At 60.5% G+C, this 18,692-nt stretch carries 14 protein-coding genes; 2 read left to right on the forward strand and 12 right to left on the reverse strand.

Translation table 11 applies throughout. The annotated features are described in order from the left end of the window. Positions 1-42: 42 nt before the first annotated feature. Positions 43-975 carry a sugar kinase gene (locus AC07XF_RS06125; protein WP_495025795.1) on the forward strand — a complete coding sequence of 311 codons (933 nt, stop codon included), beginning with the start codon at positions 43-45 and terminating at the stop codon, positions 973-975. Between the two features lie 116 nt (positions 976-1,091). Here the strand turns inward: AC07XF_RS06125 and AC07XF_RS06130 are convergent, their stop codons facing one another. From AC07XF_RS06130 to AC07XF_RS06185, 12 genes are all read right to left on the reverse strand, one after another. Next, positions 1,092-1,367 carry a peptidylprolyl isomerase gene (locus tag AC07XF_RS06130; protein WP_007898282.1) on the reverse strand — a complete coding sequence of 92 codons (276 nt, stop codon included), beginning with the start codon at positions 1,365-1,367 and terminating at the stop codon, positions 1,092-1,094. Between the two features lie 54 nt (positions 1,368-1,421). Next, positions 1,422-3,959, reverse strand: a complete 2,538-nt coding sequence (locus AC07XF_RS06135; RefSeq protein ID WP_495025796.1) for a hybrid sensor histidine kinase/response regulator — start codon at positions 3,957-3,959, stop codon at positions 1,422-1,424. A 208-nt stretch (positions 3,960-4,167) separates the two neighbouring features. Beyond that, positions 4,168-6,123 carry an acetoacetate--CoA ligase gene (locus tag AC07XF_RS06140; protein ID WP_495025797.1) on the reverse strand — a complete coding sequence of 652 codons (1,956 nt, stop codon included), beginning with the start codon at positions 6,121-6,123 and terminating at the stop codon, positions 4,168-4,170. 187 nt (positions 6,124-6,310) lie between these two features. Next, positions 6,311-7,084: a 3-hydroxybutyrate dehydrogenase gene (gene hbdH / locus AC07XF_RS06145; RefSeq protein ID WP_495025798.1), complete on the reverse strand. Its 774-nt coding sequence runs from the start codon at positions 7,082-7,084 to the stop codon at positions 6,311-6,313. A 7-nt stretch (positions 7,085-7,091) separates the two neighbouring features. Further along, positions 7,092-8,483, reverse strand: a complete 1,392-nt coding sequence (locus AC07XF_RS06150) for a GntP family permease (protein WP_495025799.1) — start codon at positions 8,481-8,483, stop codon at positions 7,092-7,094. A gap of 275 nt (positions 8,484-8,758) precedes the next feature. Continuing rightward, on the reverse strand, positions 8,759-10,174 hold the full coding sequence (locus tag AC07XF_RS06155; protein WP_495025800.1) for a sigma-54 interaction domain-containing protein: 1,416 nt from the start codon (positions 10,172-10,174) through the stop codon (positions 8,759-8,761). A 147-nt stretch (positions 10,175-10,321) separates the two neighbouring features. Further along, a complete protein-coding gene (locus tag AC07XF_RS06160) occupies positions 10,322-11,899 on the reverse strand; it encodes an ABC transporter ATP-binding protein (RefSeq protein ID WP_495025801.1) in 1,578 nt (525 codons plus the stop codon). A 13-nt stretch (positions 11,900-11,912) separates the two neighbouring features. Then, positions 11,913-12,935 (reverse strand): ABC transporter permease, encoded by a 1,023-nt coding sequence (locus AC07XF_RS06165; RefSeq protein ID WP_008000138.1) that lies wholly within the window; start codon positions 12,933-12,935, stop codon positions 11,913-11,915. Then, positions 12,935-13,996: a microcin C ABC transporter permease YejB gene (locus tag AC07XF_RS06170; RefSeq protein ID WP_495025802.1), complete on the reverse strand. Its 1,062-nt coding sequence runs from the start codon at positions 13,994-13,996 to the stop codon at positions 12,935-12,937. Before AC07XF_RS06170 ends, AC07XF_RS06165 begins: the two co-directional genes overlap by 1 nt. After that, positions 13,996-15,864 (reverse strand): extracellular solute-binding protein, encoded by a 1,869-nt coding sequence (locus tag AC07XF_RS06175; RefSeq protein ID WP_495025803.1) that lies wholly within the window; start codon positions 15,862-15,864, stop codon positions 13,996-13,998. The genes AC07XF_RS06170 and AC07XF_RS06175 overlap by 1 nt, the downstream gene beginning before the upstream one ends. 135 nt (positions 15,865-15,999) lie before the next feature. Continuing rightward, the gene (locus AC07XF_RS06180; RefSeq protein ID WP_007984657.1) at positions 16,000-16,281 is read right to left on the reverse strand and encodes a peptidylprolyl isomerase; all 282 of its coding nucleotides are present in this window, start codon (positions 16,279-16,281) and stop codon (positions 16,000-16,002) included. Between the two features lie 107 nt (positions 16,282-16,388). Then, positions 16,389-17,270 (reverse strand): esterase/lipase family protein, encoded by an 882-nt coding sequence (locus tag AC07XF_RS06185; RefSeq protein WP_495025804.1) that lies wholly within the window; start codon positions 17,268-17,270, stop codon positions 16,389-16,391. 338 nt (positions 17,271-17,608) lie between these two features. Between AC07XF_RS06185 and AC07XF_RS06190 the strand changes: the two genes are divergently transcribed. Next, entirely contained in the window at positions 17,609-18,673 is a 1,065-nt protein-coding gene (locus tag AC07XF_RS06190) for a hypothetical protein (protein WP_495025805.1), read from the forward strand. Positions 18,674-18,692 lie beyond the last annotated feature (19 nt).

The raw sequence follows: 18,692 nt of genomic DNA on the forward strand, positions 1-18,692 counted from the left end.
AGGCCCGCCCAGACAACAAAGAAACCTCTGAGACCCCAGCACATGAACACCATCAACACCCTCGGCCCCAACACTCCCCGCATCGCCCTGATCGGCGAATGCATGATCGAGTTGCAGCATCGCGCCGACGGCAGCCTGCAACAAAGCTTCGGCGGCGATACCTTGAACACGGCGGTGTACCTGTCCCGGGAGCTGGGAGAGGATGGCACCGTGGACTACGTCACCGCCCTGGGCGACGACAGTTTCAGCGATGCGATGTGCCAGAGTTGGGCGGCGGAAAATATCGGCCTCGGGATGGTCCAGCGCCTGCCCGGACGCCTGCCGGGTTTGTATTGCATCCAGACTGATGCGGCCGGTGAGCGACGCTTTTTGTATTGGCGCAATGAAGCGGCGGTGCGCGATTGCTTCACTACGCCGGCCGCCGCGCCGATCCTGGCGGCGCTGCCGGATTACGACGTGCTGTATTTCAGCGGCATCACCCTGGCTGTACTCGGCGCTCAAGGCCGGGAAAAGTTGCTGGACACCCTGATCGAAGCCCGCCAGCGCGATGCGCGAATTGTGTTCGACAACAACTACCGGCCACGGCTGTGGGCGTCGGTCGAAGAGGCACAAGCGGCGTATCGCCGTGTGCTGCCGCAGGTTGATCTTGCGTTGCTGACGGTGGATGACGAGCAGGCGTTGTTCGGTTATGCCGATTGCGAAGCAGTGTTTGCCGCGTATGAGCAGATCGGTACGCCGGAAGTGGTGCTCAAGCGCGGTGCGCAAGCGTGCCTGATTCGTTGTGATGGCGAGTCATTCGAGGTGCCGGCGCAGAAGGTCGAGCGGGTGGTGGACACCACGGCGGCGGGGGATTCGTTCAGTGCGGCGTATCTGGCCTCGCGGCTGAAGGGCGGTAGCCCGGGGGAAGCTGCCGAAGCCGGGCATCGGTTGGCGAGTCGGGTGATTCAGGTGCCGGGGGCACTGATTCCGAAGTAAGCGCTGAATGGCCGCTTGCTGCGCAATCGGTTCGCGGGCAAGCCCGCTCCCACAGGGGAACGCATTCCAAATGTGGGAGCGGGCTTGCTCGCGAAGAGGCCCGAAAGCCAACAGCATCAATCCCGGTAAAACACCTGCACCAGGTGATACCCGAATTTGCTCTTGATCGGTCCATGCACCACCCGCAACGGTTTCTTGAAGATCACCGCATCGATCACACCGACCATCTGCCCCGGGCGCACTTCACCGAGATCGCCGCCGCGCTTGCCAGATGGGCAGGTCGAATACTTCTTGGCCAGCACATCGAACGCTTCACCCTTGGCGATGCGTTGTTTGAGCTGCTCGGCTTCTTCCGAGGTCTTGACCAGAATATGGCGGGCTTGAGCTTTCATGGGGCGGTTACCTTGCAGCGAGGTTGACAACGGGGCGCGCGATTATGCCTCAACTCAGTTCGGTTGACCGATCATCGTGCGAATCTTGTTGGCCAGCAGGTCGATGGAAAATGGCTTGGCCACCATGTCCATGCCTTCTTCGAGGAAGCCCTGGCGTTCGGCGGCGATTTCCGCGTAACCGGTCATGAACAGCACTTTCAGTTCGGGACGGTGCTGGCGGGCGATTTCTGCCAGTTGTCGGCCGTTCATGCCCGGCAACCCCACGTCGGTCACCAGCAGGTCCACCCGCAGGTCCGACTCCAGCAGCGGCAGGGCGCCCTTGGCGTCTTCGGCTTCATGGGCGCGATAACCCAGTTCCTTGAGCAGGTCCAGTACCAGCATGCGCACCGCCGGATCGTCCTCCACCAGCATCACGGTCTCGCCGGCAATCGCCGCGGGTGCCTCGCCGACGACGGGCGACAGGACTTTTTCCGGCTCGAGCGAATGCAGGCGCGGCAGGTACAAGCGCACGCTGGTGCCCCGTCCGGGCAGACTGAACAGATTGACGTGGCCCCCTGACTGCTGGGCGAAACCGTAAATCATCGACAAGCCCAAACCGGTACCCTGGCCGATGGGCTTGGTGGTGAAGAACGGGTCGAATGCCTTGGCCAGCACCGAGGGCGTCATGCCGGTGCCGTTGTCGCTGACGGCAATCATCACGTAGTCGCCTGCCTTGACCGGTTCCAGGGTCGTGATGTCGCTGCCGTCTAGGTACACATTGGCGGTTTCGATCTGCAGCACTCCGCCACCGGGCATGGCGTCCCGGGCGTTGATCACGAGGTTGAGCAAGGCGTTTTCCAGCTGACTGACATCCGTGCTGACCCGCCAGATGTTCTCGGCCAGTTGCAGTTTGAGTTCGATGTGGTCGCCCTTGGTTCGACTGAACAAGTCTTCGAGCGAGTGAATCAGCTCGTTGGGGTTCAGCGGTTTGCGGTTGAGCGACTGACGCCGGGAGAACGCCAGCAAGCGATGGGTGAGGGCGGCGGCGCGGTTGGCCGAGGACACGGCCGCTTCGGTAAATCGGCCGACCTCGGTGGCACGGCCGTCGGCAATGTAGCGTTGCATCAGGTCGAGGCTGCCAATGATGCCGGTCAGCATGTTGTTGAAGTCATGGGCGATGCCGCCGGTAAGCTGGCCGACCGCTTCCATTTTCTGGGCATGGCGCAAGGCGTCTTCGGCACGCTCACGCTCGAACATCTCGTTTTGCAAACGCTCGTTCGCCTCGGCCAATTGGCGGGTGCGGGCGGCAACCCGTTCCTCAAGGGTTTCGTTCAGGATGCGCAGGGCTTCTTCGGTCTTTTTGCGTTCGGTTTCGTCGATCACGAAAATGTAGAAACCGTTCACCGCGCCATCTGCACCGTGGCGAGGCAGGTAATTCATCAAGGCCTGGCGGATGCTGCCGTCACGATGTGGCGTGCTGATGCTGAAACAGCAGGGCCGGCCGGACAACGCCTCAGCGATATACGGGGCGCGCAGTGCATAGGCCTCCTCGCCGAGCACTTCAAGAATGGTTCGCCCGTAAAGCTCTTGCGGCGTCAGCCCGTACCAGTCGAGGTACGCCGCATTGTTCAGACGAAAGCGTTCTTCACGGTCGACGTAGCTGATCAGGACCGGCATGGCGTTGATGATCAGTTGCAGTTCGGTCTGGCTCTGGCGCAGGGCCTGTTCGGTGTGTTTGCGTTCGGTCAGGTCCAGGACGGCGCCAAGGAAACGCATCGGCCGGCCGTGGTGATCCTTGTAGCAGCGACCGCGGGCAAACACCCAGCGCATCTGACCGTCGGTTTGCAGCAGGCGATATTCCTCGGCGTACTCAGTTCCGTGGCTTATGCAATGCTTGATGCTGCGGGCGATCAGGGCGCGGTCTTCGGGGTGTACACCGTGCATGTATTCACTGATCGGCAATTGACTGGCCATGCTCGGATCGATGCCGTGCAACTGGGCAAAATGCGCATCGGCGATGAAACGGTCCTCGCTGATGTCCCAATCCCAGGTGCCGACCGCATCAGTGGCGGCAAGGGCCAGTTGCAGGCGTTCCTCGGTTTCGCGCTGGGCCTTGAGGCTGGCCGCCGAGCGCTGTTCGAGTTCGAGGGTGATGCGCCGGCGTTCGTTGGTTTCGATGGCGGTGACCAGGATCCCGGCCACCCTGGCACCTTCGTCGCGGATCGGGCTGTAGGTCAGGTCGAGCCAGAAGTCGGACTCCCGGCCTTCACGTTGCAGGGTAAAGCGTTGTTCGCTGTAGGTCCGCACCTGGCCTTGCAGGACGGCGCTGTATATCGGGTCGGTAAAGTCTTTTAACTCTGGCCAGATCAGATGTGCCGGTTGTCCGAAAGCGTGTGGATGCTTGCTTCCGGCGAGCAGGGCAAAGCCGTCGTTGTAGATTTGCGTCAGTTGCGGGCCCCATAGCAGGAGCATCGGCATTGGCGAGTGAATGACGATGTCCACGGCGGTTCGCAGGCTCTGTGGCCAGGTGCTGGCGGCGCCCAGCGGGCTGCTTGCCCAGTCGAGTCGGGCTATCAGGGCCTGGGCATCGCTGCCGGTCGGTATTGCGTTCATCAACGAGTCCTGCACATGAGTCGCTTTAGCTGGCGTCTATTCTTGCACAGGTGGTCGATTGTGGAGGACCCGTCAGGGTGAGCGGTTAAGCGACACACAACCCTGTGGGAGCGGGCTTGCTCGCGAAAGCGGCGGTTCAGACAACATCTGCGTCGGATGTGAGACCGCTTTCGCGAGCAAGCCCGCTCCCACAGGGGATTGCGGTGGTTCAAGACTTGAGTTCGGGCCGGTCACGGAACTGCTCCAGCGCTTCGGGATTGGCCAGCGCATCGGTGTTCTTCACCTTCTGCCCATGCACCACATTGCGCACCGCCAACTCGACGACTTTGCCACTGATGGTCCGGGGAATGTCGGTGACCGCGACAATTTTCGCCGGCACATGACGTGGCGTGGTGTTGGCGCGAATCGTCTGGCGGATCTGCTGTTGCAGCGCCTCGTCCAGTTCGAGCCCGTCGCGCAAGCGTACGAACAGCACCACCCGCACGTCATCTTGCCACTGCTGACCAATGGCCACGCTGTCGAGCACCTGGGGGACTTTTTCCACCTGGCGATAGATTTCCGCCGTGCCGATGCGCACGCCGCCGGGGTTGAGCACGGCATCGGAGCGACCGTGGATCATCATCCCGCCATGGGGTAGTTGTTCGGCGTAGTCGCCCTGGGCCCAGACACCAGGGAACAGGCTGAAATAGGATTTGCGCAGCTTTTCGCCATCCGGATCGTTCCACAGGCCCACGGGTATCGCCGGGAAATGGCGGGTACAGACCAGTTCGCCTTTTTCGCCGATCACCGGGTGGCCGTCGTCGTTCCACACTTCGACGGCCATGCCCAGGCTCTTGCCCATGATTTCGCCACGCCTGACCTGCGACATCGGGTTGCCGTTGACGAAGCACGAGACGATGTCGGTGCCGCCGGACATCGAGGCCAGGCACACGTCAGCCTTGAAGTCGCGATAGACGAAGTCGTAACTCTGCGGTGACAGCGCCGAGCCGGTACAAAGCAACGTCTTGAGGCTACTCAGGTCATGAGTTTCACGCGGCTTGATACCGCTGCTTTCCAGGGTCGCGAGGTATTTCGGGCTGGTGCCGAAGACGCTGATGCGTTCGTCGTCGATCAGGTCGATCAAGCGTTGCGGGTCGGGCTGGAACGGCGAGCCGTCGTACAACACCACCGCACTGCCTGTCGCCAACGCCGAAACCAGCCAGTTCCACATCATCCAGCCGCAGGTGGTGTAGTAGAACAGACGTTCACCGGGGCCGAGATCGCCATGCAGGCCATGCTCCTTGACGTGTTGCAGCAACACGCCGCCGGTGCTGTGGATGATGCATTTGGGTACGCCGGTGGTGCCGCTGGAGTAGAGGATGTACAGCGGATGGGCGAAGGGCACGGGGACGAAATCCGGTTCGCCGCCGGGTTCATAGAAGTCGTCCCACAGCGTCACGTTGGCCGGGGTGCGGAAGTCTACGATGTGCGCCTGAGGCCGCGCATACGGAACCACGATCAACTGTTGCAAGGACGGCAGGCGTTCGAGGATTTCATTGACCTTGGCGGTCTGGTCGATGTCTTTGCCGGCATAGCGGTAGCCGGCGCAGGTCACCAGCACTTTCGGTTCGATCTGGCCGAAACGGTCAACCACCCCTTGTGTGCCGAAGTCCGGTGAAGAGCAGGACCAGACAGCGCCAAGGCTGGTGGTGGCGAGCATGGCGACCAGGGTTTGCCAGGTGTTGGGCATGCAGGCGGCGACCCGGTCGCCAGCAATGACGCCAGCGGCGATCAAGCCATTCTGAAAACCGGCGACATGTTCGGCCAGTTCGGCCCAGGTCAAGTGTTCGCGTTGACCATTTTCGCCGACGGCCACCACCGCAATGGCATCGTCGCGACGCCGCAGCAAGTGTTCGGCAAAGTTCAGGGTGGCACCGGGGAACCACTGGGCGCTGGGCATCTGAGGGCCTTCGAGCAGCACGGCGTCGGGTTGTTCATGAAAGCGAATGTCGAAGAAATCGACGATCGCTTGCCAGAAGTCCGGGCGTTGCTCGATGGACCATTGGTGCAGGGCAGGGTAGTCGTCAATCTTGAGGTGATGCCGCTGATTGATGAAGCGCCGGAAGGCCTCCATGCGCGTCTTGCCGATGCGTTTGGCGTCAGGTTGCCAGAGGATGTCGGACATGGTTTGCCTCTTCTTTTTTATGCATTCACACAGGCTGATGTGGAGCAGGCTTTTGTGGCGAGGGAGCTTGCTCCCGCTGGGTGGCGAAGCCGCCCTCTAAACTCACAGACGATTAAGGTCGGCTGATTTTACGACTGCTGCGCAGCCGAGCGGGAGCAAGCTCCCTCGCCACAAAAGCAACCGGCAGTTACTGCGCCAACCACCCACCATCGACATTCCACGCCGCGCCACGTACCTGGCTGCCGGCATCGCTGCAGAGAAACAGCACCAGTTCACCCAGTTGCGGTGGTGTCACGAACTCCAGCGACGGCTGTTTCTCGGCGAGCAAATCATGCTGCGCCTGCTGCGGATCAACCCCGCTGGCAGCACGATCATCAATCTGCTTCTGCACCAGCGGCGTCAGCACCCAGCCTGGGCAAATCGCGTTGCAAGTGACCTGGGTGGTCGCGGTTTCCAGCGCGACCACTTTGGTCAGGCCAATCACGCCGTGCTTGGCGGCGACATAGGCCGCCTTGCCCACCGAACCCACCAGACCATGCACCGAGGCAATGTTGATCACCCGGCCCCAGCCCTTGGCGCGCATGCCCGGCAGGCTCAAGCGGGTGCTGTGAAATACCGAGGACAGGTTGATGGCGATGATCGAATCCCAGCGCTCCACCGGGAACTCATCCACCGCTGCCACGTGTTGAATGCCAGCGTTGTTGACCAGAATATCGACGCCACCGAACTCACGCTCGGCGTAGGCGATCATGTCGGCAATTTGTGCCGGATCGCTGACATCGGCCGGGTGATGGCCGACCTTGCCGCCAAACCGTTCCACCTCGGCAATAACTTTGGACGCATCACCGAAGCCGTTGAGGATCAGGTTGGCTCCGGCCTTGGCCAGGCTGAGGGCTATCCCCAGGCCGATGCCGCTGGTGGAACCGGTGACCAGTGCAGTCTTGCCCGAAAGAGTCGTCATGAATACCTCACACAATGCCAGTAGCGTAGAAGGTGCCGATCACCACGAAAACCGCCAGGGTCTTGATCAGCGTAATACAGAAAATGTCTTTGTAAGCTTCGCGGTGGGTCAGGCCGGTAACCGCCAGCAGGGTAATGACCGCGCCGTTGTGCGGCAGGGTGTCCATACCGCCGCTGGCCATCGCGGCGACCCGGTGCAGCACTTCCAGCGGAATGTTCGCCGCATGGGCGGCACTGATGAACTGCTCGGACATCGCCGCCAGCGCGATGCTCATGCCGCCCGAGGCGGAGCCGGTAATACCGGCCAGCAGGGTCACGGTAATCGCTTCGTTGACCAGTGGATTGGGAATGCTCTTGAGCCAGTCGGCCAGCACCAGAAAGCCGGGCAGCGAAGCGATCACGGCGCCGAAACCATATTCCGAGGCGGTGTTCATTGCCGCCAGCAGCGCCCCGCTGACCGCGCTTTTACTGCCTTCGGCGAGTTTGCCGCGAATCGCCTGGAAGCCAAACACCAGCACCATGAGAATGCCGACCAGCAAGGCTGCCTGTACGGCCCAGATCGCCGTGAGCTTGGCGATGTCGGTGGTCACCGGCGCGGCCATGCCCGGCAGCGCGAGGCTGTGGGTCTTGCCGTAGACCTGCGGAATCCACTGGGTGAACAGCAGGTTCATGATGCCCACCGCCAGCAGCGGCGACAGCGCGAGCCAGGGGTTGGGCAACTTGAGGTCGGCGGCGGTTTCCGGCTCGTTGCGCAGCTGCGAACCATAGCCTTCACCGGCACGCTGCGCCTTGTTGCGCTGACGCTGGAGAAACAGCATGCCGGCACAAAACACGAAGATCGTGCCGATCAAGCCCAGCCACGGCGCCGCCCACGCGGTGGTGTTGAAGAACGTGCTGGGGATGATGTTCTGGATTTGTGGCGTGCCGGGCAGGGCGTCCATGGTGAACGAGAACGCGCCGAGGGCAATGGTTGCCGGTATCAGCCGTTTGGGGATGTTGCTCTGGCGGAACATTTCAGCGGCAAACGGATAAACCGCGAACACCACCACAAACAACGAAACGCCGCCGTAGGTCAGCAGGGCGCAAACCAACACGATCACCAGCATCGCCTGGCGGGTGCCGAGCAGGCGAATCGCCGCCGCGACAATGGAACGCGAGAATCCGGACAGTTCGATCAGCTTGCCGAACACCGCGCCGAGCAGGAACACCGGGAAGTACAGTTTGACGAAACCGACCATCTTCTCCATGAACACCCCGGTGAAGGCAGGGGCGACGGCAGACGGATCAGTCAGCAGGACAGCGCCGAGGGCGGCAATCGGGGCAAAAAGGATAACGCTATAGCCACGGTAGGCAGCCAGCATCAGCAGCGTGAGGGCTGCCAAGGCAATGATCACACTCATGGTGTGTCTCCTGGGTTGTTATTTTTGTTGGGTGAAACTGGGTAGGGAGGCGTATAGCGAGTTTTGTGCCAGAACTGTATGTGATTGATATATAAGATTATTTAATTTGTTGTTTAGTGTTTTTCGATCGATTGTCTCTGTTGTGAGAACATTTTTGGATGCGACGACGTCTTCGCTGGCAAGCCAGCTCCTACAGAAGGAATGCATATGCCTGTAGGAGCTGGCTTGCCAGCGAATCGCGAGTAGCGCGTCTATTAAATGAGAGTTATGTCTCTTTATGGAGACTCAGCAATCCCCAACGCCGCCATCTTCTTGTACAACGTCGACCGCCCAAGCCCCAATCGAGCTGCTGCTTCAATCACCTTGCCCCCGCATTGCGCGAGGGTGGTTTCGATCAGTTGCCGGTCAAATCGCTCCCGCGCCGCACTGAACGTCTCGTGGGCAATCGGTTCGATGGCCAAGGGCGCCACGCGCTCCACCGGGGTGAACGTACCAATCGCCGCGCGGATGTCCGCCACCGTCAGGCGCAAGTCATCACTGAGCAACGCGGCCCGTTCCAGTACATTGCGCAGTTCCCGGATGTTCCCCGGCCAGGCGTGTTGCCCCAATAGCTCCAGGGCTTCGTGGTGCAGTTCATGCTGGCTGCGCAGTTCCTCAAGAATCGCCTCACTGAGCGCCGGCACGTCATCGAGGCGGTCACGCAGGGGCGGAACCTGGATCGGCAGCACATTGAGCCGGTAATACAAGTCGGCACGGAATTCGCCGCGCTTGATGGCGGCTTCGAGGTCGGTCGAGGTCGCGGCGATCACCCGCACATCGCTCTGGATCACTTCATTGGAGCCTACCGGCTCGAATTCCTTTTCCTGCAACACGCGCAGCAGTTTGCTTTGCAGGGGCAGCGGCATGTCGCCGATTTCATCGAGGAACAACGTGCCGCCCTGGGCGATCTGCAATTTACCGGCGCGGCCCTTGCGGTCGGCACCGGTAAACGCGCCGGGGGCGGTGCCAAAGAACTCCGCTTCCAGCAACGATTCGGGGATCGCCGCACTGTTGATGCTGACAAACGCCTTGTGTGCACGGGGCGAGGCATTGTGGATCGCCTGGGCCAGTAACTCCTTGCCGGTGCCGGTTTCGCCGAGCAGCAACACCGGCGATTCGGTACTCGCGCTGCGCCGGGCGCGGCGTTTGACTTCCAGGCTGGCGGCGCTGGTGCCGATGAAGTGGGCGAAATTGTATTTGGTCTGCCGGGCGCGCAGCAGTGAGCGGGTGGAGGCCAGTTCTTCCTGCATGCTCATGTAGCGCTTGAGCATTGGCGACAGGCTGCGCAGTTCGTCGAACAGGGCGAAACCGATGGCACCGATCACCACGCCGGCGTCATCGTGAATCGGCAGGCGCATGACCACCAGCGGCTCTTTGGGCGTGTCTTGCATATCCAGCAGAATCGGCCGGCCGGTGCGTACCACTTCACGCAACAGACTGCCGGGGATCACGCTTTCGCAGGGCTTGCCGATCGCGCCTTCTGCCGATTGCAGGCCGAAGCGCCGGGCATAGCGCTCATTCATCCAGACGATGTTGGCATCGCGGTCGACAATCACCGTGCCTTCACTCGATTGCTCAATGATTTCGAACAACGAGCGGATTGCCAGCAGGCGAACGCGCTGGTAGTCCTTGAGGCTTTCGGTGGTGTTCATGAGGGGTTGATCCTGATTATGTTTTGCCTTTGCCGGCCTCTTCGCGGGCAAGCCCGCTCCTACAGTTGATCTGTGTCGTTCACAAATCCGTTGTGGGAGCGGGCTTGCTCGCGAAGGCCGCGCCGCGGTCCAACTGAATGCAACCGATTATGCCTGCCCCAACAATGCCGCCGCCAACAGCTCTTTGGTGTACGGATGCTGTGGCGAATCAAACACCTCATGGCTGGCGCCGCGCTCCACCACTTTGCCGTCCTTGATCACGATCATGTCGTGGGCCAGGGCGCGCACCACCGCCAGGTCATGGCTGATGAACAGGTAGGTCAAGCCATGTTTTTCCTGAAGCTGGCGGAGCAGGGCGACCACCTGTTTTTGCACCGTGCGGTCCAGCGCCGAGGTCGGTTCGTCGAGCAGGATCAGCGCCGGCTTGAGCACCAGCGCCCGGGCAATGGCGATGCGCTGGCGCTGGCCGCCGGAGAATTCGTGGGGATAGCGATGGCGACTTTGCGGGTCGAGGCCGACTTCGCTCAGTGCCCGGATCACTTCGGCGTTGCACTCTTCGGTGCTCAACTGGCTGTGCACTTCCAGGCCTTCGCTGATGATCTGCGCCACGGACATCCGTGGGCTGAGGCTGCCGAAGGGGTCCTGGAACACCACCTGCATTTTCTTGCGCCATGGCCGTAGCTGTTTTTGCGTCAGGCCATCCAGCGCCTGACCCTGAAAACGGATGCTGCCTTCGGAGTCGAGCAAACGCAGGATCGCCTGACCAAGGGTGGACTTGCCGGAGCCGGACTCGCCGACGATGCCCAGGGTCTTGCCGCGCTGAATGTTCAGGCTGATGCCATCGACGGCGCGCAGCCAGGTCTTGCGCTGAAACAGGCTGCCACCGACGGGAAACCGCACCTGCAGGTTGTCCACCTCCAGTACGTTTTCGCGCTCGTCCCGGGGCAAGGCTTCGCCCTCGGGTTCGGCGTGCAGCAATACGCAGCTGTAAGGGTGCTTCGGTTCGGTGAAAAGGGTTTCGCAAGGCGCCTGTTCGACGATTTCCCCGGCCTTCATCACACACACGCGCTGGGCGATGCTGCGCACCAGATTGAGGTCATGGCTGATCAGCAGCAGCGACATGCCCAGCCGCTGTTGCAGGGATTTGAGCAGCAGCAGGATCTTGCGCTGCACCGTCACATCCAGCGCGGTGGTCGGTTCGTCGGCAATCAGCAGTTCCGGTTCGCAAGCCAGGGCCATGGCAATCATCACCCGCTGGCGTTGCCCGCCAGACAATTGATGGGGATAGGCCTTGAGGCGTTCCTCGGGTTTCTGGATGCCGACCAGGTGCAGCAATTCGAGGATCCGCTCTTGCGCCGCTTTGCCCGCCAGGCCTTTGTGCACCAGCAAGGTTTCACCGATCTGTTTTTCGATGCTGTGCAGCGGGTTGAGGGACGTCATCGGCTCCTGGAAGATCATCGCGATGCGGTTGCCGCGCAGTTGTCGCAACTTACCGGAATCGGCGCCCACCAGTTCCTGGCCGCGATAGCGGATGCTGCCCGTCGTCTCGGTATCGGTCCGGGGCAGCAATTGCAGGATCGAGTGGGCCGTCACCGACTTGCCCGAACCCGATTCACCGACCAGCGCCAGGCATTCGCCGGGGCGGATGTCCAGGCACAGATTGCGCACCACGGTCTGGCCGCTGAAGGCCACGCTGAGGTCACGGATTTCGATCAGGTTGGTCATATCAACGTCCGCATCAAGATCGAGGATCAAAGGCGTCGCGCAGTGCTTCGCCAATGAACACCAGTAAAGAAAGAATCAGCGCCAGGGTGAAGAACGCCGTCAGGCCCAGCCACGGCGCTTGCAGGTTTTGCTTGCCCTGACCGATCAGCTCGCCCAGGGAAGCGCTGCCGGCAGGCATGCCGAAGCCGAGGAAGTCCAGTGCCGTCAGGGTGGAAATCGCCCCGGTCAGAATGAACGGCAAGTAACTCAAGGTCGCGTTCATGGCGTTGGGCAGAATGTGCCGCACGATGACTTTGCGGTCGGTCAGGCCCAGCGCGCGGGCGGCCTTGACGTATTCCAGATTGCGCCCGCGCAGGAACTCGGCACGCACCACATCCACCAGGGCCAGCCATGAAAACAGCGCCATGATTCCCAGCAGCCACCAGAAGTTCGGCTCGACGAAGCCCGACAGGATGATCAGCAGGTACAGCACCGGCAACCCGGACCAGACTTCCAGCAACCGCTGGCCGAGCAAATCCACCCAGCCGCCGTAATAGCCTTGCAGGGCGCCGGCCGCGATGCCGATCAGCGCGCTGACAAACGTCAGCATCAAGGCAAACAGGATCGACACCCGGGCGCCGAAGATCACCCGGGCCAGAACGTCCCGTGCCTGGTCGTCGGTGCCCAGCCAATTGACGCTGGAGGGTGGACTGGGTGCGGGTTTGTTCAGGTCATAGTTGGGCGTGTCGTCACTGAACGGAATCGGCGGAAACAGCAACCAGCCGCCGTCCTTCTTGATCAGTTGCTGCACGTAGTCGCTGCGGTAGTCGGCCTGGAACGGCAGTTGCCCGCCGAACTCCTGCTCGGTGTGGCGCTTGAAGGCCGGGAAATACCACTGGCCTTGATAGCTGACCACCAGCGGTTTGTCGTTGGCGATCAACTCGCCGCCCAGGGTCAAGGCGAACAGGCCGACAAACAGCCAGAGTGACCACCAGCCCCGACGGTTTTTCTTGAAACGCTCGAAGCGCCGGCGTGCCAACGGTGAAAGCTTGAGCATCAGGCGTTCCTCGCGGCGAAGTCGATACGCGGGTCGACCAGGGTATAGCAGAGGTCGCCGACCAGTTTTATCAGAAGGCCGAACAGGGTGAAGATGAACAGCGAGCCGAACACCACCGGATAGTCCCGTGATACCGCCGCTTCGTAGCTCATGCGGCCCAGACCGTCGAGGGAGAAGATCACTTCAATCAGCAGGGAGCCGGCAAAAAACACACTGATGAATGCCTGGGGGATGCCCGAAACCACCAGCAGCATGGCGTTGCGGAACACGTGGCCATACAGCACCCGTCGTTCACTCAATCCTTTGGCCCTAGCGGTGACCACGTACTGACGGGTGATTTCATTGAGGAACGAGTTTTTGGTCAGGATGGTCAGCGTGGCGAAGCCGCCAATGACCAGCGCGGTCACCGGCAGTACCAGATGCCAGAAGTAATCGGCCACCTTGCCAATGGTCGACAGCGATTCGAAGTTGTCCGAAACCAGTCCGCGGACCGGGAACCAGTTCAATGAAGTACCACCGGCAAAGACCACGATCAGGAACATCGCAAACAGGAACGCCGGCATGGCATAGCCGATGATGATCGCGGTACTGCTCCAGATATCGAAATGGCTGCCATGGTGCACGGCCTTGCGGATGCCCAGGGGAATCGACACCAGGTAGGTGATCAGCGTCGCCCAGAGTCCGAGGGAAATGGTCACGGGCATTTTTTCGAGGATCAGGTCGGTGACGGTGGCACCACGGAAGAAGCTCTTGCCGAAGTCCAGGCGCGCGTAACTGGTGAGCATCAGCCAGAGGCGCTCGTGTGCCGGTTTATCGAAGCCGTACTGTTTTTCAATGTCCTTGATCAACTGCGGATCGAGCCCGCGACTGGACCGGGACTTGCCGCTCAGGGATTCGCCGGAGCCGCCGCCAACCGTGGCGCCACCAATGCCTTGCAGGTGCGCGATGGCCTGTTCGACCGGCCCGCCCGGCGCCGCCTGGACGATGACAAAGTTGACCAGAAGAATGATCACCAACGTCGGAATGATCAGCAGCAGGCGCCGTAATATGTAAGCCCACATCAATGCGGCCCTCCGGGTTTGCCACGGCTGATACGCTCGGCCGTCATCTGTTGGTTGGTCAATGGCGTGGTGCTCATTTCCCACCAGCTCTCGATGGCTTCGTCATTGCTCGCTTGCACGTTCGGGATGCCGAAGCGGTTCCACCACACTGTAGAAGTTCCCGGTGGGTAATAGTTGGGAATCCAGTAGTAATTCCATTGCAACACACGGTCCAGGGCATGGGCGTAATGCAGCATGTCAGCCTGGGTATTGGCGTGCACCAGCCCGGTAATCAAGGTGTCCACAGCCGGGTTCTTCAACACCATGTAGTTGTTGGAGCCAGGGTCGGTGGCCGCCGCCGAGCCGAAATAATTGAGCAGTTCGTTTCCCGGAGAAGTGGTGACCGGGTAGCCGGTGACGATCATGTCGTAGTCGCGGCTCATCAGGCGATTGACGTACTGGGACGGGTCGATGCGGCGGATGTTCAGATCGATGCCGATCTGTTTCAACGTGCGTTTATAGGGCAACAGCAAACGGTCCATGCCGTTCTGACTGACCAGGAACGTGAAACTCAGCGGCTCGCCGTCGGCGTTGACCAACTGATCGCCTTCGGGTTTCCAGCCGGCCTGTTCGAGCAAGTCCAGGGCCTGCAACTGCTTGTCGCGAATCACGCCGCTGCCATCGGTCTTCGGCGCTTCGAACACCTTGGTGAAGACTTCGTCGGGAATCTGCCCGCGCAGCGGTTCGAGAATCGCCAATTCACCGGCATCCGGCAATCGCCGGGCAGCGAGGTCGGTGTTGGAAAAGAAGCTCTGCTGGCGGATGTACATGTCGCGCATCATCTGCCGGTTGCTCCACTCGAAATCCCACAGCATCACCAGTGCCTGGCGTACGCGGCGATCCTGGAACATGGGCTTTTGCAGATTGAACACAAAACCCTGGGCCGGCTGCGGTGCCTCGGTGGCGAGGTGGGCCTTTTGCAGGCGACCGTCGCTCAGGGCCGGGCTTTCGTAGCCGATGGAGTAAGCGGTGGCGGAAAACTCCCGGTTGTAGTCATAGGCGCCGCCGCGCAATACCTGGCGCGCCACGTCGGTATCGCCAAAGTACTCGATGCTGAAATGATCGAAGTTGTACAGGCCACGGCTGACCGGCAGGTCCTTGCCCCACCAGTCGGGATTGCGCTCGAAAGTGATGCTGCGCCCGGAATCGATCTTGCCGACTTTATAAGGGCCGCTGCCCAGCGGCGGTTCATAGCCGCCACCACTGGCGAAGTCGCGGCTCTTCCACCAGTGTTCGGGAAACACCGGCAAGGTCGAGATATCCAGCGGCAGGGTGCGATTTTCGTTGTTCTTGAAATCAAAGCGGACAGTCAGTGGCGATTCCACTTCGACGCCTTTGACGTCGGCGAACTGGGTGCGGTAACGCAGGCTGCCCTGGGTCATCAGCAGGTCGAAGGTATAACGCACGTCTTCGGCGGTAATCGGTTTGCCATCGGCAAAACGCGCCTTGGGGTTGAGGTAAAAACGCAGGGAAAGACCGTCGTCGGAGCGCTCCATCTTCTCTGCCACCAGGCCATACACGGTGTACGGCTCGTCCAGCGAGCGCTGGGCCAGTGGTGAATAGAGCAGGCCGTCGATCTGCGTGACGCCGATACCTTTGTCGATATACGGCAGGATATGGTCGAACTGGCCGATTTCGATGGCCGAGCGGCGCAGGGTGCCGCCCTTGGGGGCTTGCGGGTTGGTATAGGCGAAGTGACTGAAACCGGCAGGGTATTTCGCCGGTTCACCGTAAACGGTCAACGCATGTCGCGGTTCAGCATTCACACCAGCGGCACCCATCAACAGGGCCACGGCAGTGAACAACAAGGTAGAGAAAGCCGGTCGCATTGTCAGCCTTAGAGCCGGGTGGTCGTTAACGACAATTTGTACGCTAGCGGCGCGTCCCTCGCCAGCCGTATTGCGCGTCGGAAACACAACGGCCCACCAAAAGGCGGGCCGTTGTGTGAATAGCTCAAGCGTCAATCAGTCCTGACGGCTGGTTACTTCAAGCAGGTGGTAACCGAACTGGGTCTTGACCGGACCCTGGACCACGTTGATTGGTGCGCTGAAGACCACGGTGTCGAATTCCTTGACCATCTGGCCCGGACCGAACGAGCCCAGGTCACCGCCCTGGCGGCTCGAAGGGCAGGTGGAGTTCGCCTTGGCAACTTCGGCGAAATCGGCGCCAGCTTCGATTTGGGCCTTGAGTTCATTGCACTTGGCTTCGGAGGCAACAAGGATGTGGCGGGCAGTGGCTTTAGCCATGGGAAAATACTCCTTTCAATACTCGGTAAAGTGCTGAGCCTACCGGATTCAGTGAGCTATTTCTTCTCAAAGTTCCGTTCCAGGCGGGATCCACGACAGGTCGCGTCTCAAAGGCCGGCCTCTCGCAAGCGCTCGGCATGTTGTACAAACAGTTCAATCGGGTCGACACCTGTGCGCAGTTGGCCGGTCGGCTGGCCAATGGTGTCCAGATGATCCAACGCATAGTCGGAACGGATAACCGTGCCCAAGTGGGAGCTGAAGCGACCGACCATACCGTCGTTCTGCTCGCCTTCAGTGACGAAATAGCCAGCGAAGGCCCGACAGAAAGCATGGAACGGATCGAGCGCATTGAGCCCAGTATCGAGGGCGTTCGACGGCAGGACGCCGCTCCACGAATAGTAACGAACACCGTTGACCCGCTCGCGCCCCTTGCCACCCCAGGTTGTCGGCAGTCCTTGTGGGTATTTGTCGTTGAAGGCGCCTACACCTTCGGTAGTCAGCGCGTTGAGCGCCGCAATGGCATTGCGTGGAAGGTATTGGTTGTCGCTTAAAGTTGCCAGGAAGTCGGCGAACAGGGTCACTACCGTCTCGGCCACATGTTCCGGCAAGCCGCCCGGTGTCAGTGCCTTGCGCAGGAAATCGGCCAGTTCCGAGCCATGGTTCGGCCCGCTGACGGAAGTCACCGAAGCCACGCTGTGTGGCGCAATCGCTGCCGCATAACGCGCGGTCAGTGCGCCCTGGCTATGGCCTATGAGGTTGACTTTGCTGGCACCGGTTCCTTCCAGTACCCGCTCGATCTGCGCGAGCAATTGGTCACCGCGTACCTCGTTGTCATGGGTGGCCGACAAGTGGGGAACGAACACCCTTGCTCCGGCGTTTCGCAGCGCCTGTCTGATGTCGTGAAAAAGTTGGAATTTGCCGATTCTTTCGAAGCCGAATAGGCCGTGGATCAGCAGGATTGGATAACAAGTGTTTGCATTCCGTTGCATGTTCGTACCTTTTCGAAGAAGTTCGCTGGGACTGAATTGCACTTCACTCTAAAACACTCGACGTGGGTGCGATGTCTGAAAAGTCCGCTGAAAGGTGCAGAAAACGGCATAGAGCAGGTACGAATGCTCAAATGCAGATGCGGGTTTGTTCGGAATATTTGGAGATCTTTTCGACTGGTTCAGGCTGCTTTTGAACAAAGACCTACCTCGTAAGCATCGATTTTCCGAGCCCGCCAGAGCGAGTACCCGACAGCGTGGATCTTCGCGGTGAGGTTCAATAGTCGTCATTCGATGTCGGCAATCCGGTCGACATGTGTTCCAAGGACTGGAGCGGATAAATGATCACTCATGAAGCGCATACCCCTGATCACGCGCAGCCACTGTTACCGCCACCTTTGTTGGAAGAGGCGGAAAACGGTGTGCTGAACCCCTCGGATAGGAAGGCCGTCGTCAAGGTCCAGCCTTATCCGGAGATGGCCTGTGGAGACAGGCTGCTGTTGAGTTGGGCAGGCCTGGATGCCGATGGCCTCGTCTATCGATATCAACTGTCACGCTTTGTCAGTGAGGAGCGAGTGGGAAACGAGATTGTTTTTGCGGTTGGCGGCACGCACATTGCCGCACTTGAAGGGGGTTCTGTCGAAATCTGGTACACGCTCGCCAGTGCACGTTTTGCCGGGCCGGTGCATTCCCGACGATTACAGTTAAACGTGGGCGATGTCAGATCCAACTTGCTGCCGGTGATAGTGAACGATTCGGTGGGCGAAACGCTTGATCCGGACCGGGTCAAGGAAGGGGCGGTCGTCACGATCAAGCCTTATTCGCGCATGGCGGCGGGCGACTGGGTATTGCTGACCTGGACGGGCGTTGCACCTGAAGGAAGTTTCAGTGATGTGTTGAAGGTCGAGGCCTTTGCCGTCGGTGACGAGCTGTCATTCTGGGTCAGCCCGGCGTGTTTGGCGCCCAATCTCGGTTCCACCGTTACCGTCGGTTATTGCGTTAAACAAGCCGGGCAGGCGCCCCGTTACTCGGAGCCGACGGCACTATTGATCGGCCCGCTGCAGCGGGGCCCGCTGTCCTCACCCGGCGTGCTGGAAGCCGACGAAGGCTGGCTGGACCTGCAGGATGCGCAAGATGGTGTAACCATCATCATCGAACAGGCCCAGGCCGAAGAAGGGGAGCTGGTTTACCTCAAGTGCGACGGGGAGAGATTCAATCACCGTGATGATCGCGAAATATCGCGAGAAACTGCCGGCCAACCGTTGGTGTTCATCGTTCCCTACCGGTTCTGGCGCGAACATCAGGGCTCGACGATAAGCGTCTCCTATTCAGTCGAGCGTCTTGACGATACCAGTCAGCAATCGGAGAAAACGTGGGTGCAGGTGCAATCGCCAATTAGCTGTTGATGGGTCGTTGCCATCCAGT

The sequence above is a fragment of the Pseudomonas sp. GW821-FHT01C01 genome, from assembly GCF_059422645.1.

Bases quoted from the DNA above. Each gene is read 5' to 3' on its own strand.
- AC07XF_RS06125 (WP_495025795.1), top strand. From the start codon at position 43: ATGAACACCATCAACACCCTCGGCCCCAACACTCCCCGCATCGCCCTG.
- AC07XF_RS06130 (WP_007898282.1), bottom strand. From the start codon at position 1,367: ATGAAAGCTCAAGCCCGCCATATTCTGGTCAAGACCTCGGAAGAAGCC.
- AC07XF_RS06135 (WP_495025796.1), bottom strand. From the start codon at position 3,959: ATGAACGCAATACCGACCGGCAGCGATGCCCAGGCCCTGATAGCCCGA.
- AC07XF_RS06140 (WP_495025797.1), bottom strand. From the start codon at position 6,123: ATGTCCGACATCCTCTGGCAACCTGACGCCAAACGCATCGGCAAGACG.
- hbdH (WP_495025798.1), bottom strand. From the start codon at position 7,084: ATGACGACTCTTTCGGGCAAGACTGCACTGGTCACCGGTTCCACCAGC.
- AC07XF_RS06150 (WP_495025799.1), bottom strand. From the start codon at position 8,483: ATGAGTGTGATCATTGCCTTGGCAGCCCTCACGCTGCTGATGCTGGCT.
- AC07XF_RS06155 (WP_495025800.1), bottom strand. From the start codon at position 10,174: ATGAACACCACCGAAAGCCTCAAGGACTACCAGCGCGTTCGCCTGCTG.
- AC07XF_RS06160 (WP_495025801.1), bottom strand. From the start codon at position 11,899: ATGACCAACCTGATCGAAATCCGTGACCTCAGCGTGGCCTTCAGCGGC.
- AC07XF_RS06165 (WP_008000138.1), bottom strand. From the start codon at position 12,935: ATGCTCAAGCTTTCACCGTTGGCACGCCGGCGCTTCGAGCGTTTCAAG.
- AC07XF_RS06170 (WP_495025802.1), bottom strand. From the start codon at position 13,996: ATGTGGGCTTACATATTACGGCGCCTGCTGCTGATCATTCCGACGTTG.
- AC07XF_RS06175 (WP_495025803.1), bottom strand. From the start codon at position 15,864: ATGCGACCGGCTTTCTCTACCTTGTTGTTCACTGCCGTGGCCCTGTTG.
- AC07XF_RS06180 (WP_007984657.1), bottom strand. From the start codon at position 16,281: ATGGCTAAAGCCACTGCCCGCCACATCCTTGTTGCCTCCGAAGCCAAG.
- AC07XF_RS06185 (WP_495025804.1), bottom strand. From the start codon at position 17,270: ATGCAACGGAATGCAAACACTTGTTATCCAATCCTGCTGATCCACGGC.
- AC07XF_RS06190 (WP_495025805.1), top strand. From the start codon at position 17,609: ATGATCACTCATGAAGCGCATACCCCTGATCACGCGCAGCCACTGTTA.